This is a genomic window from Mesorhizobium australicum WSM2073 (assembly GCF_000230995.2).
GTDB lineage: Bacteria > Pseudomonadota > Alphaproteobacteria > Rhizobiales > Rhizobiaceae > Mesorhizobium > Mesorhizobium australicum.
This window is the reverse complement of record NC_019973.1, coordinates 4,330,247-4,351,733: the sequence shown is the minus strand read 5'-3', so window position 1 is coordinate 4,351,733 and position 21,487 is coordinate 4,330,247. Positions and strand designations below refer to the sequence as shown.

General features: G+C 61.7%; 23 protein-coding genes and 3 tRNA genes. 15 read left to right on the top strand and 11 right to left on the bottom strand.

The features are described 5' to 3' along the window. The first annotated feature begins 249 nt into the window (after positions 1-249). Positions 250-1,173 carry a hypothetical protein gene (locus tag MESAU_RS20930; protein WP_015318018.1) on the top strand — a complete coding sequence of 308 codons (924 nt, stop codon included), beginning with the start codon at positions 250-252 and terminating at the stop codon, positions 1,171-1,173. 135 nt (positions 1,174-1,308) lie between these two features. Here the strand turns inward: MESAU_RS20930 and MESAU_RS20925 are convergent, their stop codons facing one another. Genes MESAU_RS20925 through MESAU_RS20905 form a run of 5 tightly spaced genes read right to left on the bottom strand, consistent with a single transcriptional unit; the run spans position 1,309 to position 5,877 of the window. Next, on the bottom strand, positions 1,309-2,070 hold the full coding sequence (locus tag MESAU_RS20925) for an MBL fold metallo-hydrolase (protein ID WP_015318017.1): 762 nt from the start codon (positions 2,068-2,070) through the stop codon (positions 1,309-1,311). A 2-nt stretch (positions 2,071-2,072) separates the two neighbouring features. After that, a complete protein-coding gene (locus MESAU_RS20920) occupies positions 2,073-3,137 on the bottom strand; it encodes an ABC transporter ATP-binding protein (RefSeq protein ID WP_015318016.1) in 1,065 nt (354 codons plus the stop codon). Next, positions 3,134-3,916: an ABC transporter permease gene (locus MESAU_RS20915; RefSeq protein WP_015318015.1), complete on the bottom strand. Its 783-nt coding sequence runs from the start codon at positions 3,914-3,916 to the stop codon at positions 3,134-3,136. Before MESAU_RS20915 ends, MESAU_RS20920 begins: the two co-directional genes overlap by 4 nt. A 2-nt stretch (positions 3,917-3,918) precedes the next feature. Beyond that, complete coding sequence (locus tag MESAU_RS20910) at positions 3,919-4,779, bottom strand: ABC transporter permease (RefSeq protein ID WP_015318014.1); 861 nt, start codon at positions 4,777-4,779, stop codon at positions 3,919-3,921. 12 nt (positions 4,780-4,791) lie between these two features. Continuing rightward, entirely contained in the window at positions 4,792-5,877 is a 1,086-nt protein-coding gene (locus tag MESAU_RS20905) for a polyamine ABC transporter substrate-binding protein (protein WP_015318013.1), read from the bottom strand. A 91-nt stretch (positions 5,878-5,968) separates the two neighbouring features. Between MESAU_RS20905 and MESAU_RS20900 the strand changes: the two genes are divergently transcribed. Beyond that, positions 5,969-6,583: a TetR/AcrR family transcriptional regulator gene (locus MESAU_RS20900; RefSeq protein WP_015318012.1), complete on the top strand. Its 615-nt coding sequence runs from the start codon at positions 5,969-5,971 to the stop codon at positions 6,581-6,583. 127 nt (positions 6,584-6,710) lie between these two features. After that, positions 6,711-7,280, top strand: coding sequence for a DUF2569 family protein (locus tag MESAU_RS20895; RefSeq protein WP_015318011.1), 570 nt, complete (start codon positions 6,711-6,713; stop codon positions 7,278-7,280). 100 nt (positions 7,281-7,380) lie between these two features. Here the strand turns inward: MESAU_RS20895 and MESAU_RS20890 are convergent. Next, positions 7,381-7,456, bottom strand: a tRNA-Thr gene (locus MESAU_RS20890). 156 nt (positions 7,457-7,612) lie between these two features. Here MESAU_RS20890 and MESAU_RS30370 point away from each other — a divergent pair. The 3 genes from MESAU_RS30370 to MESAU_RS20880 all read left to right on the top strand — a co-directional run bounded on the left by MESAU_RS30370 (position 7,613) and on the right by MESAU_RS20880 (position 8,789). Next, positions 7,613-7,780 (top strand): hypothetical protein, encoded by a 168-nt coding sequence (locus MESAU_RS30370; protein ID WP_015318010.1) that lies wholly within the window; start codon positions 7,613-7,615, stop codon positions 7,778-7,780. Positions 7,781-7,967: 187 nt separating this feature from the next. Then, the gene (locus tag MESAU_RS20885) at positions 7,968-8,192 is read left to right on the top strand and encodes a hypothetical protein (RefSeq protein ID WP_015318009.1); all 225 of its coding nucleotides are present in this window, start codon (positions 7,968-7,970) and stop codon (positions 8,190-8,192) included. A 291-nt stretch (positions 8,193-8,483) separates the two neighbouring features. Beyond that, the gene (locus tag MESAU_RS20880; RefSeq protein ID WP_041163844.1) at positions 8,484-8,789 is read left to right on the top strand and encodes a BA14K family protein; all 306 of its coding nucleotides are present in this window, start codon (positions 8,484-8,486) and stop codon (positions 8,787-8,789) included. A gap of 67 nt (positions 8,790-8,856) precedes the next feature. Here the strand turns inward: MESAU_RS20880 and MESAU_RS20875 are convergent, their stop codons facing one another. Both MESAU_RS20875 and bhcR read right to left on the bottom strand, forming a co-directional pair. Continuing rightward, entirely contained in the window at positions 8,857-9,231 is a 375-nt protein-coding gene (locus MESAU_RS20875; RefSeq protein ID WP_245262886.1) for a hypothetical protein, read from the bottom strand. Between the two features lie 149 nt (positions 9,232-9,380). Next, positions 9,381-10,202 (bottom strand): HTH-type transcriptional regulator BhcR, encoded by an 822-nt coding sequence (bhcR, locus tag MESAU_RS20870; RefSeq protein ID WP_015318006.1) that lies wholly within the window; start codon positions 10,200-10,202, stop codon positions 9,381-9,383. Between the two features lie 207 nt (positions 10,203-10,409). Between bhcR and gcl the strand changes: the two genes are divergently transcribed. The 3 genes from gcl (at position 10,410) to MESAU_RS20855 (ending at position 14,162) form a co-directional block, all read left to right on the top strand. After that, entirely contained in the window at positions 10,410-12,191 is a 1,782-nt protein-coding gene (gene gcl, locus MESAU_RS20865) for a glyoxylate carboligase (protein ID WP_015318005.1), read from the top strand. Between the two features lie 172 nt (positions 12,192-12,363). Continuing rightward, positions 12,364-13,161 carry a 2-oxo-tetronate isomerase gene (gene otnI, locus MESAU_RS20860; RefSeq protein WP_015318004.1) on the top strand — a complete coding sequence of 266 codons (798 nt, stop codon included), beginning with the start codon at positions 12,364-12,366 and terminating at the stop codon, positions 13,159-13,161. Positions 13,162-13,250: 89 nt separating this feature from the next. Then, the gene (locus MESAU_RS20855; RefSeq protein ID WP_015318003.1) at positions 13,251-14,162 is read left to right on the top strand and encodes a 2-hydroxy-3-oxopropionate reductase; all 912 of its coding nucleotides are present in this window, start codon (positions 13,251-13,253) and stop codon (positions 14,160-14,162) included. Positions 14,163-14,283: 121 nt separating this feature from the next. Here MESAU_RS20855 and MESAU_RS20850 read toward each other — a convergent pair whose 3' ends face one another. Further along, positions 14,284-15,132 (bottom strand): TrmH family RNA methyltransferase, encoded by an 849-nt coding sequence (locus tag MESAU_RS20850; protein ID WP_015318002.1) that lies wholly within the window; start codon positions 15,130-15,132, stop codon positions 14,284-14,286. A gap of 200 nt (positions 15,133-15,332) precedes the next feature. Between MESAU_RS20850 and MESAU_RS20845 the strand changes: the two genes are divergently transcribed. Beyond that, a tRNA-Tyr gene (locus MESAU_RS20845) sits at positions 15,333-15,417 on the top strand. 88 nt (positions 15,418-15,505) lie between these two features. Continuing rightward, positions 15,506-15,579 (top strand) — tRNA-Gly (locus MESAU_RS20840). Positions 15,580-15,657: 78 nt separating this feature from the next. On the opposite strand, the gene MESAU_RS20835 is transcribed toward MESAU_RS20840, so the two are convergent. Further along, positions 15,658-16,122 (bottom strand): YidB family protein, encoded by a 465-nt coding sequence (locus MESAU_RS20835; RefSeq protein WP_015318001.1) that lies wholly within the window; start codon positions 16,120-16,122, stop codon positions 15,658-15,660. A gap of 131 nt (positions 16,123-16,253) precedes the next feature. Here MESAU_RS20835 and MESAU_RS20830 point away from each other — a divergent pair, with 131 nt between their 5' ends. After that, positions 16,254-16,511 carry a GlsB/YeaQ/YmgE family stress response membrane protein gene (locus tag MESAU_RS20830; protein ID WP_015318000.1) on the top strand — a complete coding sequence of 86 codons (258 nt, stop codon included), beginning with the start codon at positions 16,254-16,256 and terminating at the stop codon, positions 16,509-16,511. Between the two features lie 109 nt (positions 16,512-16,620). Here MESAU_RS20830 and MESAU_RS20825 read toward each other — a convergent pair whose 3' ends face one another. Continuing rightward, positions 16,621-17,508 carry a DMT family transporter gene (locus MESAU_RS20825; protein ID WP_015317999.1) on the bottom strand — a complete coding sequence of 296 codons (888 nt, stop codon included), beginning with the start codon at positions 17,506-17,508 and terminating at the stop codon, positions 16,621-16,623. Between the two features lie 293 nt (positions 17,509-17,801). On the opposite strand from MESAU_RS20825, the gene tuf reads away from it, so the two are divergent. The 3 genes from tuf to MESAU_RS20810 all read left to right on the top strand — a co-directional run bounded on the left by tuf (position 17,802) and on the right by MESAU_RS20810 (position 21,367). Further along, positions 17,802-18,977, top strand: coding sequence for an elongation factor Tu (gene tuf, locus MESAU_RS20820; protein WP_015317986.1), 1,176 nt, complete (start codon positions 17,802-17,804; stop codon positions 18,975-18,977). A gap of 290 nt (positions 18,978-19,267) precedes the next feature. Continuing rightward, on the top strand, positions 19,268-20,788 hold the full coding sequence (locus MESAU_RS20815; protein ID WP_263495494.1) for a COG3904 family protein: 1,521 nt from the start codon (positions 19,268-19,270) through the stop codon (positions 20,786-20,788). 96 nt (positions 20,789-20,884) lie between these two features. Further along, entirely contained in the window at positions 20,885-21,367 is a 483-nt protein-coding gene (locus tag MESAU_RS20810) for a group II truncated hemoglobin (protein WP_015317997.1), read from the top strand. Positions 21,368-21,487 lie beyond the last annotated feature (120 nt).

The window sequence follows — 21,487 nt, the reverse complement described above, 5'->3', positions numbered from 1 at the left end:
TCCTCGGCGAGCCCTACACGAAAGCAAGTTGAATGCGAAGGGCATGAGGAAGATCTCCTGGCGTTACCTGAGCACGATGTCTTGCCGGCATAACGGGTGTATTTAAACGTCATGACGATTCGTCGTGTTTTGAGGCGAATCCAATGGGGCAGGGGCCTGTCATGTCAACAGCTATTGCCCGAACGAGCGTTCTGATAATCAAGATTCGCTGATGTACGGGACTCTGATTTTACAGGAACCAGGAATTCTATGAAACTGATCGTTGTCACCCCGGCCGGTCGTGAGAAATATCTGCGTCTGCTTGGCCATCATGTTTTGAAAAACCTCGATGTGCATGAGTGGCACCTCTGGGACAACTGTCGCAACGAGGCTGACCGGGCCTATCTACAAAGATTGGCGGCCTCCGATCCGCGTTGCAAGATCAAGCGGCTTCCACATGCCGATGGCGGGATCAACGTCATCGGCGATTTCTATCGCTTTTGCGACGATACCGGTGCTTTCTACCTACGCCTCGACGACGATGTAGTTTTTGTCGAGGACGGCTTCTTTCGAAAATTCATGGCAAGGGTCATGGCCGAAAGGGGATCGGCCATCTGGTACGCTCCGTTGATCGTCAACAACGCAATCTGCAATTCGCTGATCAAGCAGCTTTCCAGGGTGCGGGTGGATGGCCCGCTTACCTGTCAGGCGTCATGCGAATTCTCCTGGGCGCATGCGACCTTTCCGCAGGCCCTACACCCGGTGTTCATTGAAGCTGTGCGCTCCAATCGGCTCCAGGATTTTCGCGTGCCGGACCGGGAGATCAGGCTGTCACGCTTTTCGATCAACGCAATCGGTTTTTTCGGATCGGACATTGTCGATCTCGGAGAGCACTTTCAACCGCGCGGCGACGAGGAAGAGTGGTTGTCGGCGACGCTTCCGGCCAAGCTGGACCGGCCGGGCAAGATTTTCGGTGACCTGCTCGTCGCGCATTTCAGCTTCTATACACAGGAACGCCAGTTACTGCGCACCAACATTCTCGAAGGTTATTATGAGCTCGCCGGCCTGGCTCCCCCTGTCTACGAAAAACCGCCAGTCGGCTGGAGGGAGCAGCTGAGGCAATGGAGGAGACGCCGCAGGGGATCGGCGCCACCGCGCTATACAATCTCGCTTCCGGCACCCATTCCCGAGTGACGCACTGGCTCCGGCCGTTCGTGTCGCGAGCCGGTCGCCCACTGTGTCACCATCAGCGCACTGCGAGGGGTGGTGACGGGCTCGTGCCGCCCAGGCCTTCCCACGCCATTTCGACTTGATGCCGTAACTCAGCCCTCAAGGGCGCTGCCGCAGATGGCAGCCGGCCTGACGTTTCTGTTCGAGATATTCGTCGATCAACTGGCGGTAGCGCACCTTGCCGAAGCTCGAGAAATGGCCGCCATGGACGACCGAGACGTCGAGATCGCGCATGGCGAGCAGCGTCGCCATGTAATCTGGTATGTCCGAGTGGTAGACATCATCGATCAGCGGGCCATCATAGATGATGTCGCCGGACAAGAGGATGCCGGTCTTCTTCTCGTAGAGCGCAATGCCGCCCGGCGAATGGCCTGGCGTGTGGACGACCTCGAAGGCCCGGTCGCCGAGATCGATGATGTCGCCATGCGCGAGCATACGGTCGGCCGGCGCGGGCTGGATGCGATAGCGCGCCGTGTCCCAGCCCCGCGGCATGCCATCGAACATTTCTTCGGTCGCATAGGTGCCGGCAGCGGTCCATTCGTTGCGCGGATCGGCCAGGATTGCCGCTTCGGCCGAATGCACGGAGCGATCGGAAAACTCATGGTGGCAGCCGATATGGTCGAAATGCGTGTGGCTGGCAACGCAGGTCAGCTTGCGCTCGCTCACCAGGGACACATGGGTGCGCAGGCTGAAATGACCGAGGCCGGTGTCGAACAGGAGATCGCGGTCGCGTCCGCGCACATGCCACATATTGCAGCGGAAGAACGGTTTTATCCATGGCTCGTGAATTAGCGTGATGCCGTCGGCCATGCGGATTGTTTCGTACCAGTCCGGTGCGTCGATGACCGCAAGCGTGCTCATGTTCAATCCGTCAGCAAGATGATCTGGTCGGTATCACAGGAAATCGCGACCCTGTCGCCCGCATGGACGATGGAGGTCGCCGGCAGCTTGGCGATGAACCGCAGGGAAGGCTCTTCGACGGAGGTCGCCAGCACGCGCTTGAAACTGCCCTGGAAAACGACGTCGCTCACAGCAGCCTCGCCGAGCTTCGTGCCAGCCGACGCAGCGCCAAGCACAAGGTGCTCAGGGCGTATCGCCAGTGCGGCAGTGGACCCCAACGGCAAGGCACTGGATAAGGAAACCGGTCCGACCGGTGTCGTGACGGTGCTCGTCCTGTCACTGGACTCGATGACAGTGCCGGCAAGAATCGTGCTCTCGCCCATGAAGGTCGCGGAAAAACGCGTCGCCGGCCTCGCATAGACGCGCTCGGGCGGCCCCTCGTCCTCGATGCGGCCGTCATTCATCACCACGCAATGGTCGGCCAGCGCCATCGCTTCTTCCTGGTCGTGAGTGACATGGATGAAGGCGGTGCCGACCCGCTTCTGGATCGCCTTCAGTTCGTCCTGCATCTGGCGGCGCAGTTTCAGGTCGAGCGCCCCGAGCGGCTCGTCGAGCAGAAGCACCGCCGGCTCGATCACCAGGGCGCGCGCCAGCGCCACGCGTTGGCGCTGGCCCCCGGAAAGCTGGTGCGGCTTCTTGTCGAAGGCGGCGGCGAGGCCCACCAGGGCCAGCGCATCGCGCGCTTTTGCTGCCCGCGTCGCTCCATCGACACCTTGCATGCGCAGCCCGAAACCGACATTGCCGCCGACGCTCATATGCGGGAACAGCGCATAATCCTGGAACACCGTCGTCGTCGGGCGTTTGGCGGGCGGCACCGAGGTGCAGTCCTGGCCGCGGATGAGAACCTTGCCTTCGCTCGGATTGACGAAACCGCCGAGAATGGAGAGCAGCGTCGTCTTGCCGGAACCGGATGGTCCAAGCAGGATCGTATAGCTGCCGGCCGCTATCGTCAGCGAGACATTCTTCAGCACGGGATGCTGGCCGAAGCGGTGCCAGATGTCGCGGATATCGACCAGGGGCGCGTTCATGCCGGTTTCCTTCGCAGCAAGGTCAGTTCGAAGAACACCACCAGCACGATCGAGACGGCAAAGACCAGCGAACCGACCGCATTGGTCTTGGGGTTGAGGCCGGAGCGCAGCAGGTTCCAGATTTCCACCGGCAGCGTGGTATCGAAGCGCGTCAGCAGGAAGGAGATCACGAACTCGTCCCAGGAGAACGTCATCGACAGGAAGAAGCCGGCGAAAATGGCCGGCGCCATGACTGGCACGGTGATCAACAGCAGCACCTTCCATTCCGGCGCGCCGAGGTCGCGCGCGGCGCGCTCGATGTTGATCTGGTGGTCGCCTAACTGGCTGTAGATGATGGCGAAGCACAGCGGCAGGTTGATCACCACATGGCCGATCCCGGCGGCAAGCAGAGATTTCGGCACGCCGGCCCAGTTGAACAGCACCAGCAGCCCCATGCCGATGATGAGATAGCTGACGGTGAGCGGCAAGGTGATCAAACCGCGCAGCAGGCCTGAGCCTGGCAGGACGAAGCGCGCGAACCCCCAGGCCGACAGGAAGCCGAGCATGACGGCTGCGGCCGAGGAAAGAACCGCGACCAGCAGCGAATTGGCCAGCGCCGAAGTCAGCCGGTTATCGGAAAGAACCGCCTCGTACCAGCGCAGCGATGGGCCTGTGAACGGGGGGATGGGGAAGGACGTCGACTGCAGCGAGAACAGCACCAGCACGACGACCGGCAGGAAGATGAAGCCGTAGACGGCAAGCGCGTAAATCCAGGAAGCGATGCGGCCAATGCTGCGCATGATCAGGTCCGCTCGATCTTTAGCCAGCGGGCGCAGGCGAGATAGGCGATGGTCACGACCGCCATCAGGATGATCGACAGCGCCGAGGCCAATGGAAAATCGCCGCGCCGGCCGATCTGCATCATCACCAGCTGCGGCATCAGAAGCTCGTTGTTCCCGCCGAGGATCTGCGGCGTGATGTAGTCGCCGATGCACAGCACGAAAGTGAGAAAAGCGCCGACCATGATGCCGGGCAAGGTCAATGGCAGGATGACATGCAGGAAGGTGCGCACCGGTCCGGCGCCGAGATCGGCGGCGGCCTTGCGGTAACTGGGGCTGAGCTGCTTCAGATTGGCGAAGATGGTCAGGGTCAAAAGCATGACGAAGAAATGCACGAAGCCTGTGACGGTGGCCAGGCGCGTATTGGCGAGCTGCAGCGGTTCGGAGACCACGCCAATGCCAGTCAGTGCCCGGTTGATGACGCCGTTCTGCGCCAGCACCAGCAGCCAGGAGTAGGAGCGCACGACATAGGAGGTCCAGAACGGCAGCACGGCCAGCATCAGCGCCAGCCGCTGCCAGCGTTCAGGAATCTGTTGGGCCAGAATCCAGGCGAAGGGATAGGCAAGCAGCACGGAAACCACGGTGACGATGGCGGTGACCTGCAGCGAGTTCACCATCGCCTGCCAGTAGGCGGGGTTGGTGAAGAATTGGCTGTAGTTGGACAGGGTGCCCCCGCCGCCCTCCTGCGCGGTGAAGCTCGAAAGTCCCATGGCGACGAAGGGCAGCACGAAGAAGAGAAGCGTCCAGCCAAGTGCCGGTGTGACCAGCGCCCAGGGAAGGGCACGGCCTGTCCGCGCGCCCTCACTGTTTCCCGCGGCGCTCATCAGCGTATCGGCTCACTTGGCCTGCAGCATTTCGGTCCACATATCCTGCATCTTCTTGTCGAGGTCGGCGCTCGGCGCCGGATAGGCCTGCGCACGGGCGAGGAAGCCGGGCTGCTCGTCGAAGCGCAGGACCTTTTTCTGGTCGTCGGTCAATGCGGCCTTGGTGTTGGACGGCATGCCCCAGTAACAGGACGAGGTGGCGAGCCGTGCCTGGCCCTCGGGGCTCAGTATGTACTGGATGAATTTCAGCGCCATGTCCTTGTTCCTGGAATCCTTGAACATGGCGAGCGACTGCGACCACAGCACCGCACCTTCTTTTGGAATGGAAAAGTCCAGCGCCGGGTTTTCCTTGGCCAGCCCTGCCGTCACCCATTCGCCGCCGCCGACCAATATGTCGACCTCGCCGGTCGCCAGCGCCGTCTGGCTGGCGGTGACTTCACCGACCAGCTTGGCATTGGCCTTCATCTTGAGCAGCTCTTCCTTGAGCGCGGGCAGGTCGGCTTCCGTGAGATCGGCCGTCTTCTTGCCGATGGCCAATGCCGCCATGCCGATGACGGGGAGATAATAATCGTAGATGGCGACCTTGCCCTTGTACTTGTCTGATGTCAGCGACGCCAAGGATTGCATGTCCGCCGGATCGACCTTTGTCTTGTTGAAGCCGATCGTGTTGTAACCGAACTTTTCGGTGATGCCGTAGCGCTTGCCGCCGACAATGGTCGAGCCGTCCATCTTCACCTGCGGGAAGAGATCGGCGAACGGCAGCTTGTCTTCCGGCAGCGGCTCGAACAGGCCTTTCTCGACGCCGCGCGGCACGTCGATGCTATCGATCACCATCACGTCCCAGTCGCCCGGCTGCGACTGCTCGATGATGGCCAGCCCAGCCCCGGTGCCTTCGAATTCCTTGACGTTGACCTTGACGTTGTTGGCCTCCTCGAAAGGCTGCAGCAGCGCCGGATCGGAATGGTCGCACCAGATCAGCGCGTTGAGATCGGCGGCTTCGGCGAGGCTGCCCGCCGCAAGCAGCAATGCCGTGGCGGCACATGCAGCGTGCATCTGGCGCTTCAGGACGGAAAGCGGATTGCCGGATTTGACGGACATCGAGTGTTCTCCCTTGCCTTTGTGGCTTCTTGCAAAAAACTGAACCAATTCTAAAATTGAGTCAATTCTGTTTTTGTGGCAAGAGGCTGATATGAGCGGATTGCGGGCAAGGCAAAAGGCGGATCGCCACCGGCGTATCATCGAGGCGGCGGCGGCGCTTTTTCGCGAGGCCGGGTATGAGGGCGCCAAGATCGAGACGATCGCCGCGCAAGCCGAAGTCTCGATCGGCACCATCTACAATTACTACCAGAACAAAGGCGATATTCTCGGCGCCATCGTCTCGATGGAAGTCGACGAGGTGCTCAATGCCGGGCGCGGCGTGGTCGCCCGGCCGCCCGCCAATGTCGGCGACGCCCTGGACACGCTGATCGGCATCTATATCGAGCACTCGCTGCACTATCTCAGCAAGGAGATGTGGCGGCAGGCGATGGCGATCTCGACGCAACTGCCCGACAGCCCGTTCGGCCAGGCTTATACTGGCCTCGACCGCTCGCTCACCGAACAGATCCGCGCTCTGATCGCCCGCCTTCAGGAGATCGGCCTGGTGCGGCAGGATATCGACGGCACGGCACTCGGCGAATTGGTCTTCAACAACATGAACATGATGTTCATCGAATTCGTGAAGCGGGATGAAGCCAGGATACCGGAGTTGAGGGCCGCGATACGGCGGCAGAACCGGATATTGGTGGCGGCGATCGGAGTGTGAGGGCGTCAGGAGCAGGCAGGAGAAGTTGTCGCTTCGGCATCGGACGGCGTCTTACGCGATGATTGGCTCTTGAGTTGAGTTTGAAATCTGCTACAACTTATAGGGGTATAAAAAGGGGGAAGGGTAAATGGGGACGTTTTCCATCTGGCATTGGGCGATCGTGCTGCTGCTGATCGGCGTGCCTGTTTTCTTTGCTGTCCGGTCAGCCGCGAAGCCGTCGCAGAATCCTGAGTCACTTGTGGGCTTCGGTGGCTGGCTGATGCTGCTGGCTATCGGTCAGACATTGTCACCGCTGCGCACGCTCGCCGATTTCGGCAATTCCGCCGACGGCTACCAGCAACTCATGACCCTCCCAAACGGCTCTCTGGCTGTGTATGGCGAGGTTGCCCTCAATCTGGCATTTCTGGCGCTTCAGCTGGTGGTGCTGGTTTCAATGCTGCGGCGAAGCCGTCGATTCCCGCAATTGTTTCTCTGCCAATGGTTTGCGATTCCTGTTGTGTTTATCCTGGATACGATCTGGATTTCGTCAATCCTGGGCGTTCCGGTAAACAAGGTGCTCGCAGGCGACGCGCTGGCGGCACCCATGGCTTCGTTTGTGGTGACCAGCATCTGGGCCGCTTATGTCTACAAGTCTGTGAGGGTGAGGAATACGTTCACCAGGACGAACGTGTCGGCCCAAATCGCGAGCGCTTCGTAAATGGTGGTGGCGACGTAATCGCCCTACAAGGGGGTCGGAGGACACTCCTGCGTCTACGGGCTTGGGGTGGCCTGCCACCCGGAGCTCAAAGAGCGTAGGGTGGTGCCCCCGGACGGAATCGAACCGCCGACCTTCGGTTTACAAAACCGCTGCTCTACCAGCTGAGCTACAAGGGCACGGCGCTCCGGTTAGCATATTTGTTGCGCCAGTAAAGACAAAAGTCCATTTTTGGGCATCAGCCGTGGTGGAGGATGCCCGCGCGTCCGCATGCTGAAATCCGCGAACGCGCTTCCTACATCAGGGTAAGTGCAATGCGCTGAACGGAGTGTCGCATGATCAGGCTTGTCATCATTCTCCCTATCGTCGTCGTGGCGTGGATGCTGCTGGTGAAGCTCATCAGCGATGTGAAGAAGGCCAATGTCGACTGGACAGGCGTCACCACCTTCATCGGCTTTATCGCGCTCGCCTTCTGGCTTCGGCATATCACCGGCATGGGCTGAGTGGGGGAGTAGTGAGTAGTGAGTAGTGAGCAATTGCTGCCGGTCATGGCGCGAGCCGGTGCTGCCTACTCAGTTTCGCCAACAGTGCGCCAAAAAAATCTCCAGATCTGTCGAACCTTTCGCCGCGGCGCGCCGACTGATCCTCAGAGGCGAATGGTCGCCTCGATCAGAGATCCAGGAGATCATCATGTTCAAGCGCAGTTTCGTTTCCAGCATCGTCGCCATCGTCGTTGCAACCGGCGCGCTCGCCGGCACCGTTCAGTCTTCGTCGGCTCACGGCATGCATCATCATCATCGTCATTTCGACGACTACCTCTACTACCAGGATTACCCGGACTATCCGGATTACTGGTGGGTCTATGGCCATCACCATCATCGTCATCACCACCACCGCCACATCATCCTCTACTGAGCGCAGCCTGGCGGCTTGATTGAAACCTCCAGCAAAGGGCGGCTTCGGCCGCCCTTTTCTCATCGAACGCGGCGCTTCCAGTCGCCGTCACGGACGATGACCGATCGGCGCAAGGTGCCTGAAGTGCCGGAATGGATGATCAACGTCGGCGAGGGTCGCCACGCCTTTTCAGCCAGCGAATTCCTGCTCTTCGAAAAAAATCAAAAACCCGTCGAACCTTTTTCCTTGCCGCAACGACAGATCGTCAAGAGGCGGATGGCTCGCCTCTCCAAACGAAGCAAGGAGATCATCATGTTCAAGCGCACACTCGTTTCCGGCCTCATCGCCACCACCGTCGCCGCCACCGCTTTGGTCGGCACCGTCCAGCCCTCTGCTGCCCACTCGCATCACCACGGCCTCGGCATCGGCATCGCCGCCGGCGTCGGCGGTTTCGTTCTCGGCAGCCTGCTTGCCCAGCAGCAGCCGCGCACCGTCTATGTCGATGAAGATGGCGGTTCCTGGCACGTCCGCCGCTGCTTCGATCGCTACTCCAGCTACGATCCGGACTCCGACACCTATATCGGCCGTGACGGCTACAGCCATTACTGCCGGCTCTGAGTGGCGGCGGGCGACTGGAAAGAGGGGTTGCGAGGCAGCCCCTCTTCGTCGTTTGAAGACCGTCTTTCTAGAGGTGCATCTTCGGGTCGAGGATCGGCAGACCGGCCGCGCGGCAGGTGCCGCCAATCTGAAGCCGGGCAGCCTCGGTCTCGTCGCCCATCGCGACCAGTTCGAAGTGGCTTGCGGCGTCCGGGTAGACTTTGGCGATGAATGGCTTGTCGCCGACGCCGGATGAGGTTTTGGCATTGACGGTGCCGCAAACCACGATCTCCTCGCGGCCATCAAGCTTTCGCTCGCCTGCGAGCATGGTTCCGAACCTGGCGGAGGCCGAATCCGGCAGCCGCTGGCGGATACCGGCCGTGATGATCTCCTCCAGCGCGAGCGAGATCGGGATGGGATTGACCCGCTGGTCGCCGGTATCGGGTCGTGGTGCCGCCGCCACGCATCCGCACAGCGAAACGGCAAGCAGAAGCTGAACCACTTTCCTCATGCGCGCCCTTTCGCATGCATTCGAACGCGACGGCAAGACGGTCAAATCCCATGCAGCCGGCGGCATGCAGCGATTTTCGGCGCGTTTAGTCTATCCCTTGATCAGCCTGCCTTCGAGCCGCCGATCATTTTCGTCACTTCGGCCGCCGCGTCGCGCACCAGCGGGCCGATCTCGGCCAGCCGCTCGGGCGTGACCCGCACCGTCGGCCCGGACACGGAAACGCCGCCGATCGGCTCGCCATACTCGTTGAAGATGGCGGCGGCCACGCATCGCATGCCGGGATGGCGCTCCTCGTCGTCGACCGACCAGCCGCGATGCTTGACGACGGCCAGATCGTGCGCGAGGGCGGAGATGTCGGAAAGGGTCTTGTCCGTATAGCGCTGCAGGCCCGCCTTGCGCAGGATGGTTCCGACGCGCTCCGGTTCGAGATGTGCCAGCACCGCCTTGCCGATTCCCGAGGCATGGAAAGGGCTGCGCGTACCCGGCCGGAAGAAGGCGCGGATCGCCTGGTGCGTCTCGACCTGGTTGACGAAGACCACGCAATCGTCTTCCGCGACGCCGAGATTGGCGGTCTCGCCGGTCTTCTCCATCAGTTCCTGCATGACGATACGGGCGCGGTCGACCAGCTTGCGGCGGCGCAGGAACGCCGCGCCCATGCGGTAGGTCTCGACGCCGATCGACCAGAGCTGGTCCAATGTATCGAACTCGACCATGCCGTGGTTTTCGAGTGTCGTCAGCATGCGGTAGGCGGTGGAGGCGGCAAGCCCGCTCTGCGCCGATATCTCGCTCAGCGACAGGCCGCTGCCTTCCGCGACAATGGCCAGGATACGCAAGGCCCGGTCGAGCGACTGCACCGAGGCAGCTTCGGCCGGACCATTGAAGGCGCGCGGACGGCCACGCTGACGTTTTTCGCTCGTTTCCATGGCTGGCATTCTCGACCGTTTCTCCCAACATGCAACGAAAAAGTTTTTCATGAAATTCTCGGTGCAAATCCTGGAAAAGGGAAAAGGAAACAAAATCAGCTGGTAAGAGCCATTTTCTATAAATGAAAAAATATTCTGAAAAAATTGAAAAAGTGCCCGCCCGATGTCATCCTTAGCCATCCCAACATCATCTCGTGGAGGCTGGAAATGGCCAGGATGCGCGCTGTCGATGCCGCTGTTCTCGTTCTCGAAAAGGAAGGCATGTCCTGTGCTTTCGGCGTGCCGGGTGCGGCGATCAATCCGCTGTACTCGGCATTGAAGGCGAGGGGCACGATCCGCCATGTCCTTGCCCGCCACGTGGAGGGGGCCTCGCATATGGCTGAAGGCTATACCCGAGCCAAGGCGGGCAATATCGGCCTCTGCATCGGCACATCGGGGCCGGCCGGCACCGATATGATCACCGGGCTCTATTCGGCCACGGCCGATTCCATTCCGATCCTGTGCATCACCGGCCAGGCGCCGCGCGCGCGGCTGAACAAGGAGGATTTCCAGGCTGTCGACATCGCCGCGATCGCTGCGCCCGTCGCCAAATGGGCGGTGACGGTGATGGAGCCCTATCTGGTGCCGATGGCGCTGCAAAAAGCGTTCCATTTGATGCGCTCGTCGCGGCCGGGTCCGGTGCTGATCGACCTGCCGGTCGACGTCCAACTGGCCGAGATCGAGTTCGACATCGATGCCTATGAGCCGCTGACGCCATTCAAGCCGGCGATGACGCGCGCCCAGGCCGAAAAGGCGCTGGCGATGCTCAACGCGGCCGAGAAGCCGCTAATCGTTGCCGGCGGCGGCATCATCAATGCCGACGCGTCCGACCTGTTGATCGAGTTTGCCGAGATCACGGGCGTTCCGGTCATTCCGACGCTGATGGGCTGGGGCGCGATTCCTGACGATCACCGGCTGATGGCCGGCATGTGCGGGCTGCAGACCTCGCACCGCTACGGCAACGCCACCATGCTGGAAGCCGATTTTGTCTTCGGCATCGGCAACCGCTGGGCCAACCGTCACACCGGTTCGGTGGACGTCTACACCAAGGGCAAGAAATTCATCCATGTCGACATCGAGCCCACACAGATCGGCCGTGTCTTCGCCCCCGATCTCGGCGTCGTTTCGGATGCGGGGGCGGCACTGAAGATGCTGCTCGACGTCGCCACCGAGTGGAGGACGGCGGGCAGGCTGCGCGATTGGTCGGGCTGGGCCAGGGAGTGCCAGGGCCGCAAGAAGACGATGAAGCGCAAAACCCACTTCGAACAGGTGCCGCTGAAGCCGCAGCGTGTCTACGAGGAGATGAACAAGGCGTTCGGCCGTGACGTCACCTATGTCACCACCATCGGCCTGTCGCAAATCGCCGGCGCGCAGTTCCTGCATGTCTACAAGCCGCGCAACTGGATCAATTGCGGCCAGGCCGGCCCGCTCGGTTGGACCTTGCCGGCCGCACTCGGCGTGCGCGCCGCCGATCCCGAGCGCACCATAGTGGCGCTTTCGGGCGACTACGACTTCCAGTTCATGATCGAGGAGCTGGCGGTCGGCGCGCAGCACAAGCTGCCCTATATCCACGTGGTCGTGAACAATGCCTATCTCGGCCTCATCCGCCAGGCGCAGCGCGGCTTTTCGATGGACTATGAGGTCAGCCTTGCTTTCGAGAACATCAACCGGGCCGACGATCCGGAGGCGGGCTATGGCGTCGACCATGTCGCCGTCGCCGAGGCAATGGGCTGCAAGGCGGTCAGGGTGCGCAAGCCGGAGGAATTCGCCGGCGCCTTCAAGCAAGCGCAGCGGCTGATGAAGGAACACCAGGTTCCGGTCGTGCTCGAATTCATTCTCGAACGGGTCACCAACATCTCGATGGGGACCGAGATCGACAAAATCACCGAATTCGAGGACCTTGCCGAACATCAGGAAGACGCGCCCACCGCGATCGTGATGCTGGACTAAGCCATGCTGATATTCAGGTGAGGCCGGCCTGCAAACGGTGGCTTCCTGCGCTTCCGGTGCTCACGTACGAAAAGTACGCTCCGCTCCGGTTCTCGGAAACCACCATTTTCGACTAGGCCTGACCTGAATCTCAACACGGCTTTGGTTCCAGGCAAGAAAAGGAGAAAAAAGAATGCCGCGTTTTTCAGCCAATCTGTCGATGCTCTTTGGCGAGCATGATTTCCTCGACCGTTTCGATGCCGCCGCCCGCGCCGGCTTCAAGGGGGTCGAATATATCGGCCCTTACGATCATGCGCCCGAGGTGGTCGCCGCCCGACTGAAGAAGAACGGCCTGACGCAGGTGCTGTTCAACCTGCCGGCGGGCGACTGGGCCAAGGGCGAGCGTGGCATCGCCGTGCTGCCGGACCGCGTGCCGGAATTCCGCCAGGGCATTGCCAGGGCGATCGCCTACGCGCAGGCACTTGGCTGCGGGCAGGTCAACTGCCTGGCCGGCATCGCGCCAGCCAACGTCGACCGCAAGGTGCTGGAGGATGTCTTTGCCGAGAACCTGGCTTTCGCGGCGGAGAAACTCGACCAAGCCGGCATCAAGCTGCTGATCGAGCCGATCAACACCCGCGATATCCCGGGCTTCTTCCTCAACTATTCCGACCAGGCGCTGGCGCTGATCGACCGCGTCGGCTCGAAGAACCTGTTCCTGCAATATGACATCTACCACATGCAGATCATGGAGGGGGATCTCGCCCGCAAGATCGAGGCAAACCTCGACCGCATCGCGCATATCCAGCTTGCGGACAATCCCGGCCGTCACGAGCCGGGGACGGGCGAGATCAACTATCCCTTCCTCTACGAACATATCGACCGGATTGGTTATGCCGGCTGGATTGGCGCGGAGTACAAGCCGAAGGCAGGGACGGAGGCCGGTCTGGGGTGGTTCAGGGAACTGACCGGGCAGGGAAGTGCTGCCGCTTAGCTGTCAAGAATCTTGCAATTCAGGTCGCGTTCTGTTGCGCCCCCTCTGGGCGTGAAGGAACGCGATCTGACAAAAAACGGAGAGAAGCAATGGAAACCATCGGCTTCATCGGGCTGGGCATCATGGGCGCGCCGATGGCGGGGCATCTGCTGGCGGCCGGCTACAGCGTCATCGCCAGCGACCACCGCTCAAAACCGCCGGCCGATCTCGTCGCCAAGGGTCTGAAGTCGGTCGCCGGCCATGCCGCCGTCGCGAGGGCCGCCGAGATCATCATGCTGATGGTTCCCGACACACCGCAGGTGGCCGATGTGCTGTTCGGCGACAACGGAGTCGCGTCCGGCCTGGCCAAGGGCAAGCTGGTGATCGACATGAGTTCGATCTCGCCGATCGAGACAAAGGACTTCGCGAAAAGGATCAACGATCTCGGTTGCGACTATCTCGACGCGCCGGTTTCCGGCGGCGAGGTCGGTGCCAGGGCGGCTTCGCTTACCATCATGGTCGGTGGTGAGGAACCGGCCTTCGAGCGCGCAAAACCCGTGTTCGAGAAAATGGGCAAGAACATCACTTTGGTCGGACCCAATGGTGTCGGCCAGACCACCAAGGTCGCCAACCAGATCGTCGTCGCGCTGACCATTGAAGCGGTCGCCGAAGCGCTTGTTTTTGCCTCAAAAGCTGGGGCCGACCCAGCCAAGGTCAGGCAGGCGCTGATGGGCGGGCTGGCCGCCTCGCGCATTCTCGAAGTACATGGCGAGCGCATGGTCAAGCGCACCTTCGCGCCCGGCTTTCGCATCGAACTGCACCAGAAGGATCTCAACCTGGCGCTGGAGGGTGCGAAGGCGCTTGGTGTGTCGCTGCCCAACACCTCGACCGCCCAGCAACTGTTCAATTCCTGCGCCGCCAATGGCGGCGCGAAGGAAGATCATTCCGCGCTGGTGAGGGCGCTGGAGCGGATGGCGAATTTCGAAATCGGCAAGGAGGCAAGAGAAATCAAACCGGCATAGGGTCGGAAGAGGGCGGCGTAACGTTCCCAGGCCGTCAATTTCCGTCTTAACCCAGCAACGGGTTCCGGCAAGCATCGCCGGGACCCGTTTTGATTTCTGGCGGGAGGCTTGCCGCTTCCAGTCAGCCGCGCTTCAGAAATGCCCGCGCCGCATAAAGGCTCACCGCCGCCGCGTTCGACACATTGAGCGAGCGGATGGCGCCGGGCATGTCGAGGCGGGCCAGCGTTGTCACCGTCTCGCGCGTCTTCTGCCGCAGCCCCTTGCCCTCGGCGCCGAGCACCAAAGCGATCCTGTCGCCGGCAAAGCTGGTTTCGAGCTCAGCCGGCCCGTCCGAATCGAGCCCGATGGTCTGGAAGCCCGCTTCGTGCAACTGGCCGAGCGCATCGGCGAGGTTCTTCACCTCGACCTGGTCGATATGCTCAAGCGCACCGGAGGCGGATTTTGCCAGCACGCCTGATTCCTGCGGGCTGTGGCGCGCCGTGGTGATCAGCGCGCCAGCGCCGAAAGCGACCGCCGAACGCAGCATGGCGCCGACATTGTGCGGGTCGGTGACCTGGTCGAGCACCAGCACCAGCCTTGTGTCGCCAAGTGCGTCGAGGCGCTTGGGCTTCAGCGGCTCGGCCTCGATCAGCACCCCCTGGTGCACAGCGTCCGATCCGGTAATCTTGTCGATGTCCCTGGGTTCGACCAGTTCAGCCTTGAAGGGCAGGGCGGCGAGATCGGCGATCTCAAGCCGTTCGGCCGCATTGCGCGTCACCAGCATTTTCTTGATCCGGCGGCGCGGATTGTCGAGTGCCGCGCGCACCGTATGCAGGCCATAGAGTCGCACCAGCCCGTCGGCTGCGTTTTCGCCTGGTGGCACTGGTTGCCGTGGCTTGAACGCCGGCGCGCCGCCGCTCTTCTCGTCGCGAAAGGCGCGGCGCAGCTTGGCGTAATGGGTGTCTTTGGGGGTGTTGGAATTGTTGCTCATGGCCGGCTTCTATAGCCGTCTCCTCCGGCCAAGGATATGCCCTGTCGCCGCAGCCGGCGAACAACATCGAAAAACCGTGGCCGCGCGGTTGACACCCAATGGCCTTGCCGCCATAAGGCGCTTCGCTGGTTTCGGAGAAGACATCTATCTCGGGTCCGGATCGGCAAGAATGCCTCGTTGCATGGCTCCGGCGGCAGACTGGAGAGGTGCCCGAGTGGTTAAAGGGGACGGACTGTAAATCCGTTGGCTTAGCCTACGTTGGTTCGAATCCAACCCTCTCCACCACTGCCGGCCGGAAGCCCTGAAACGTGAAAGCATCGGAGGCGAAAGCGCATGGCGCTTTTCCGGGAAATCCGATACTTCAGTGCAAGGCGCGGGTATAGCTCAGTGGTAGAGCAGCAGCCTTCCAAGCTGAATATGCGGGTTCGATTCCCGCTACCCGCTCCAGATTTTCAGCGAAACAACCGGCAAGCCGAAACACTGCGCGGCAGGCGCGCAGCGCTTCAGGCATTGGTGGGCGCCGCGTCAGCTGTTGAAGGCGGAGGCGACCTGGTGCTGTTGCGGTACCTGGCCGTTCGGGGTCAGCTTGTCGACGATGCCGGGCAAGGCGGCCGATAGCTGCTTGAGCAGCTCCTGCTCGTCGAGCCCCGTCCTTTGGGCGATCTCGCGAATGACCTGCGGTCCGATCGCGTTGCCCAACTCATTGGCCCCGATTGACTGGTTCTGCCCGGTGCCGACCCAGGAGTCGGCGACATTGCCATGGCCGGCGTTCTTGAGCTTGTCGAGCAGCCCGCCCAGTCCGCCGAGCAGCCCACCGTCACCGGACGCGGTTCCGACAGGCGTGGGATCGGCGGGCGCCGGCGCCTGAGCCTGGTCCGGCTGTTCGGCGCTTCTGCCGCTCAGCATCTTCCCAACCAGCAGCGCACCGAGCGCGATCATCAGCGGTTTGGTGATATTGCCGCCGGGAACGGCGTTGTCAAAAAGTCCCATAGTGGATCCTCCATTTCAACCAAGCCCAGCCCGTCTTCAACAATGGCGCATTCGGGGGGAATTTCAAGCTGGCTTGAGCTTTTGACAATCATATGAAAATGTCCGGTTGGCGGAGGAATGGAGAGGAAAAAATGGGTATCATCAGCTGGATCATTCTCGGCGTCATTGCCGGGTTCATTGGCAGTAAGATCGTCAACAAGACCGGTCAGGGCATGATCATGGATATCGTGCTCGGCATTGTCGGCGCCATTGTCGGCGGGCTGATCTTCAGCGCCTTCGGTGCTTCGGGTGTGACCGGCCTCAACATCTATAGCCTGATCGTCGCCGTCGTGGGTGCCGTCGTGGTGTTGTGGGCCTATCATCAGTTCGCTGGCAAGCGGACCATCTAGACGCGATCGGCGGATTATCGGCTGCCGAATTCTGAATTGCGATGATCCGCCGTCGGTGCTGACCGCGCTCACGGTGTCGGAAGCTATTATGCCGGTGCGCCGCCGCGGATCAGGCGACCACGGCCAGCCGACGCTTGCGCTGGTCCAGCGACACGATGGTCAGCCCGCTGGCGACAACCAGCAGGATGCCGCAGACCGCCAGTGCATTGGGGAATTGCCCGAACACCAGCAGCCCCGAAATGACGGCCCAGACCGTGAAGCAGTAATAGAACGGCGCCACCGCGCCGGTCGGCCCGACGCGATAGGCCATGAAGATGAAGAAGTGGCCGAAGATCAGGAAGAAACCGGCTCCCGCCATCAGCATCAGGTGGTGCGCCTCCGGCGCCACCCAGCGCTCGGAAACCAGGTGCGCGGCGCCTGCGCCGATCAGGACCACGACGACCGCCGAGATCGCCACGATCATTCCTGGCACTTCGGCGGCGATCTTGCGGCCGGCCAGATCGCGCGCGGCGGCGAACGTCGCGTTGCCGAGCGCCAGCAAGGCATAGATCGAAATGCCTTGCATGGTGGGCTGCGCCACCATCAGCGCGCCGATGAAGCCCAGCCCGATCAGCGCCATGCGTTGGCCGCCGATACGCTCGCCAAACAGGATCGAGGAGCCGACCAGCATCAGCAGCGGCGTGATCTGCCCCAACGCGGTGGAATCGGCGATCTGCATGTTGGCGAGCGCGACGACGTAACAGAGGATCGCCGCCAGTTCGAGGAGGTTCCTGCGCAGCACCCGCCTGTCGAAGATCAGCGGGATCTGCTTGCCGTAGCCGAGCGCAAACAACAGCGGAAGGCCCCACAGCGTTGCCGCGGCACCACGCAGGAAGAGCACTTCGTAGGAGGGCAACCCCGACGTGGCGAGCTTCATCATCGTGTCGTTGACCAGATACGACCCGGTCGAGACGATCATGAACAGCGGGCCGCGAACGGCAGTCGGGATGAAATGCATCGGCGCAGGAGATCAGACGCGGATCGCTGCCGCAATGGGCCATGAACCGCCGATAAATCCGACAGCGACTGACGTGGAGACCCGAGCAATCCTCGCTTTGCTCCCTCGGTTTTCGCCCATTCCATTTTCAACGACGGATCCCCATATCAGCGCCACATCCCCGCAATCGGATCATGGGTTCTGGCCGAGTGAGATGGCGCCCGGGCAAAAGACGCTTGTGTTTTTTGGCCTTTATCGCTAATCGCCCCGCATTCGACTGAACTGAAGGTCCAGGCCGTCCAAGGAAAGAGACTATGGCAAAAGGTAAATTCGAGCGCACCAAGCCTCATGTGAACATCGGCACGATTGGTCACGTCGACCATGGCAAGACGTCGCTGACGGCGGCGATCACCAAGTATTTTGGCGAATACAAGCGCTACGACCAGATCGATGCGGCGCCTGAAGAGAAGGCGCGCGGCATCACGATCTCGACGGCTCACGTCGAATACGAGACCGCCAACCGCCACTATGCCCACGTCGACTGCCCCGGCCACGCCGACTATGTGAAGAACATGATTACCGGTGCCGCGCAGATGGACGGCGCGATCCTGGTCGTGTCGGCCGCCGACGGCCCGATGCCGCAGACCCGCGAGCATATCCTGCTTGCCCGTCAGGTCGGCGTGCCGTCGATCGTTGTGTTCCTGAACAAGGTCGACCAGGTCGACGACGCCGAGCTGCTCGAACTGGTCGAGCTCGAGGTTCGCGAACTGCTGTCGAAGAACGAATTCCCCGGCGACGACATTCCGATCGTCAAGGGTTCGGCGCTTGCCGCTCTGGAAGATTCGGACAAGAAGATCGGCGAGGACGCGATCCGCGAGCTGATGGCTGCGGTCGACGCCTACATCCCGACGCCGGTTCGTCCGCTGGACAAGCCGTTCCTGATGCCGATCGAGGACGTGTTCTCGATCTCGGGCCGCGGCACGGTCGTCACCGGCCGCGTCGAGCGCGGCGTGGTCAAGGTCGGCGAGGAACTGGAGATCATCGGCATCCGTCCGACGACCAAGACGACCTGCACGGGCGTCGAAATGTTCCGCAAGCTGCTCGACCAGGGCCAGGCTGGCGACAACATCGGCGCGCTGTTGCGCGGCGTTGATCGTGAGGGTGTCGAGCGCGGCCAGGTTCTGGCCAAGCCGGGCACGGTGAAGCCGCACAAGAAGTTCGTGGCCGAAGCCTACATCCTGACCAAGGACGAAGGTGGCCGTCATACGCCGTTCTTCACCAACTACCGTCCGCAGTTCTACTTCCGCACGACCGACGTGACCGGCATCGTGTCGCTGCCGGAAGGCACCGAGATGGTGATGCCCGGCGACAACATCACGGTCGATGTCGAGCTGATCGTGCCGATCGCCATGGAAGAGAAGCTGCGCTTCGCCATCCGTGAAGGCGGCCGCACCGTCGGTGCCGGCATCGTCGTCACCATCAAAGAGTAATCGATCCGGCTGCTGCCGGTCTCGAAAACGAAAGGGCGGTCTTCGGGCCGCCTTTTTTCGTTTCAGACGCCTCGCAACGCAAGCATTGCGCGTTTGTTTCAAAGCTGTTGCAAGCGCCATGGCTGCAACTAGTATAGGTTGCGCTGAGGGGAGCTTTGCCGACCGTGGTTCCAAGGCACCGTTTCGATGGGAAGGCATGGCGGTTATGGGCACTGGTTTGCCTCGCCGTCGCCATGGCTCTGCCCGTTTTGACAGCGCGAGCGGAGGATGGGCCTCTCGACATCCCGCCCATGCGCTTCGTCGTCGTGCGCAGCAACGCTCCGGGATGCGAACCCAACTGTCCTGAATGGATATCGGCGGACGGCACCATCGACGCGGGCACGCCGTCTCTCTTCAAGCGCACGCTCAAGGCGCTCAAGGGAAGGCAATTGCCGGTCGTCGTCAATTCGCCCGGCGGTAACGTCGAGGCCGCGTTGGCACTCGGCCGTATGATCCGCAAGAACAAGCTCGATATCGCCGTCGGCGTGACGGTTTTTTCCGATTGCCAACCGGAAACAAAAAACTGCGGGGACAACAAGGGCAAAAGTGCCGATTATTTCGGTACGGCCTATGACGACGGAGCCATGTGCAATTCGGCCTGTCCGCTAATGTTTTCCGGCGGTGTTCGCCGCTTCGTCGGAGATTTCGGCTATCTCGGCGTCCACCAGATCACCACCACATACCAGCGGGAGAAGCTGCTCTACCGGACCACGTACCGGATCGTGAACGGCAGGAAGAAGATCATCAGCACCAAGGTGGTCAGCCGCAAAAACGCTGGCAGCTACAAAACCTACGAAATGAGCAGGACCGTCGAGAAGACGCTTTCGGCGTACCTGAAGGAAATGGGGATAGCAGACGGCGTACTGGAAATCATGAAGGCCACGCCGGCCAGTGAGATTCGTCAGATTCCCCTCGACGACATGGTGAGGATGAAGTTGGTCACCAGCCGGGACGCAGTGGATCTGTTGACCACGGCAAGCCTCTGCGGCCTGGCCCAGCCGGCCACGAACTGCCGGCAAATAGCTGGACCCGCAAGCAAGACGACGCCATTGGCCGCAGCCAGGCCCATGGCTGCCGTTCAACCGGACACCGCGAAGGCCGGCGGGGACATGCGGTTTGTCGTCGTTCGCGGCAGCAATCCGCTGTGCGATCCCGATTGTCCGGAATGGATATCGGCCGAAGGCGCGATCACGAACCAGGCGCCGCGGAAGCTGCGGCAGTTGCTGGCCACGCTTGGCGATCGACGGCTGCCTGTCGTCATCAGCTCACGCGGAGGCGACCTGCCCAGCGCTCTCGCAATGGGGCGGCTTATCCATGAAAGAAAGCTCGACATCGCCGTTGCCCGCACCGATTTCGTCGACTGTGACCCCGACGCGTGGAACTGCCTGGCTACGGAAGGAGCCTATGCCGGATTGAGCATCGATGCGGGGGTGGAGTGTGATTCCGCCTGTGCGTTAGTGGTCGCCGGCGGTGCCAGACGGCTTGTCGGTCCCCGGGCGCGGCTCAGCCTGTATCCGATGGGACAGAAGCTGGTGGTCAAGGCCTACCTCGACGAGATGGCGATCAGTCCCGCTCTGTTCGCAACAATCGAACGACGCTCGACCGAGGGGCAACTTGACCCAGACACCATGCTCAAGCTTGGACTGACAACGGGACCGCAATCGGTCGACGCGCTGACCGGCTCCACGATTTGCAAGGCTGTTGCCAAGCCCGACAATTGCCTGGGCCTGCCAGCCGCCAATGCACAGGCCGACGCGCCCGCCAGGCTGTAGAGCACGGTGATGTCAGGGGAACTGCCCATCGAGGCAGGTTGAGCCATATCCGATTTCCGCTATCGTCGCGGCGGCGGGGCCGGCGAAGGATCGAGAATGAGCCAGGACGTTCCGACACTCTACGAATGGGCCGGAGGCAGCGAGGCGCTGAACCGGCTGACGCAAACCTTCTACGACAAGGTGGCACGAGATCCGGTCGTTGGCCCGGTGTTCAAGCACATGTCGCCGGACCACCCCGCCCATGTCGCGGCCTTCATCGGCGAGGTCTTCGGCGGACCGAAAACCTACAGCGAAACCTTTGGCGGCCACCGCGAAATGGTCATGCATCATCTGGGCAAGCATTTGAGCGAGGAGCAGCGCCGCCGCTGGATCAATCTTCTCGCCGACGCGGCGGATGAGGTCGGTCTGCCGGACGATCCGGAATTCCGTTCAGCCTTCATGGGCTACGTCGAATGGGGATCGCGGCTGGCCAAGATGAATTCCAATCTCGGCGAGACCTGCGATCCCGAGACCGAACCGATGCCGGCCTGGGGCTGGGGCGTGCCTGGCGGTCCGTATCGGGTGCCGGACGCAAAATAGCTTCGGCTGCCGGCGATACCTCTATGAATCGCGCGCCAGCCACTTCAGGCGGGAGCTGGAGATCGATGCCGAGGGGCTGGTCGCCGACCATCTCGATTTCTGGCGCAGGGGTTAAGCACG

What these genes read in the sequence shown, in the direction of transcription:
- MESAU_RS20930 (WP_015318018.1), top strand. Translation starts at nt 250, where the DNA reads ATGAAACTGATCGTTGTCACCCCGGCCGGTCGTGAGAAATATCTGCGT.
- MESAU_RS20925 (WP_015318017.1), bottom strand. Translation starts at nt 2,070, where the DNA reads ATGAGCACGCTTGCGGTCATCGACGCACCGGACTGGTACGAAACAATC.
- MESAU_RS20920 (WP_015318016.1), bottom strand. Translation starts at nt 3,137, where the DNA reads ATGAACGCGCCCCTGGTCGATATCCGCGACATCTGGCACCGCTTCGGC.
- MESAU_RS20915 (WP_015318015.1), bottom strand. Translation starts at nt 3,916, where the DNA reads ATGCGCAGCATTGGCCGCATCGCTTCCTGGATTTACGCGCTTGCCGTC.
- MESAU_RS20910 (WP_015318014.1), bottom strand. Translation starts at nt 4,779, where the DNA reads ATGAGCGCCGCGGGAAACAGTGAGGGCGCGCGGACAGGCCGTGCCCTT.
- MESAU_RS20905 (WP_015318013.1), bottom strand. Translation starts at nt 5,877, where the DNA reads ATGTCCGTCAAATCCGGCAATCCGCTTTCCGTCCTGAAGCGCCAGATG.
- MESAU_RS20900 (WP_015318012.1), top strand. Translation starts at nt 5,969, where the DNA reads ATGAGCGGATTGCGGGCAAGGCAAAAGGCGGATCGCCACCGGCGTATC.
- MESAU_RS20895 (WP_015318011.1), top strand. Translation starts at nt 6,711, where the DNA reads ATGGGGACGTTTTCCATCTGGCATTGGGCGATCGTGCTGCTGCTGATC.
- MESAU_RS30370 (WP_015318010.1), top strand. Translation starts at nt 7,613, where the DNA reads ATGATCAGGCTTGTCATCATTCTCCCTATCGTCGTCGTGGCGTGGATG.
- MESAU_RS20885 (WP_015318009.1), top strand. Translation starts at nt 7,968, where the DNA reads ATGTTCAAGCGCAGTTTCGTTTCCAGCATCGTCGCCATCGTCGTTGCA.
- MESAU_RS20880 (WP_041163844.1), top strand. Translation starts at nt 8,484, where the DNA reads ATGTTCAAGCGCACACTCGTTTCCGGCCTCATCGCCACCACCGTCGCC.
- bhcR (WP_015318006.1), bottom strand. Translation starts at nt 10,202, where the DNA reads ATGGAAACGAGCGAAAAACGTCAGCGTGGCCGTCCGCGCGCCTTCAAT.
- gcl (WP_015318005.1), top strand. Translation starts at nt 10,410, where the DNA reads ATGGCCAGGATGCGCGCTGTCGATGCCGCTGTTCTCGTTCTCGAAAAG.
- otnI (WP_015318004.1), top strand. Translation starts at nt 12,364, where the DNA reads ATGCCGCGTTTTTCAGCCAATCTGTCGATGCTCTTTGGCGAGCATGAT.
- MESAU_RS20855 (WP_015318003.1), top strand. Translation starts at nt 13,251, where the DNA reads ATGGAAACCATCGGCTTCATCGGGCTGGGCATCATGGGCGCGCCGATG.
- MESAU_RS20850 (WP_015318002.1), bottom strand. Translation starts at nt 15,132, where the DNA reads ATGAGCAACAATTCCAACACCCCCAAAGACACCCATTACGCCAAGCTG.
- MESAU_RS20835 (WP_015318001.1), bottom strand. Translation starts at nt 16,122, where the DNA reads ATGGGACTTTTTGACAACGCCGTTCCCGGCGGCAATATCACCAAACCG.
- MESAU_RS20830 (WP_015318000.1), top strand. Translation starts at nt 16,254, where the DNA reads ATGGGTATCATCAGCTGGATCATTCTCGGCGTCATTGCCGGGTTCATT.
- MESAU_RS20825 (WP_015317999.1), bottom strand. Translation starts at nt 17,508, where the DNA reads ATGCATTTCATCCCGACTGCCGTTCGCGGCCCGCTGTTCATGATCGTC.
- tuf (WP_015317986.1), top strand. Translation starts at nt 17,802, where the DNA reads ATGGCAAAAGGTAAATTCGAGCGCACCAAGCCTCATGTGAACATCGGC.
- MESAU_RS20815 (WP_263495494.1), top strand. Translation starts at nt 19,268, where the DNA reads ATGCGCTTCGTCGTCGTGCGCAGCAACGCTCCGGGATGCGAACCCAAC.
- MESAU_RS20810 (WP_015317997.1), top strand. Translation starts at nt 20,885, where the DNA reads ATGAGCCAGGACGTTCCGACACTCTACGAATGGGCCGGAGGCAGCGAG.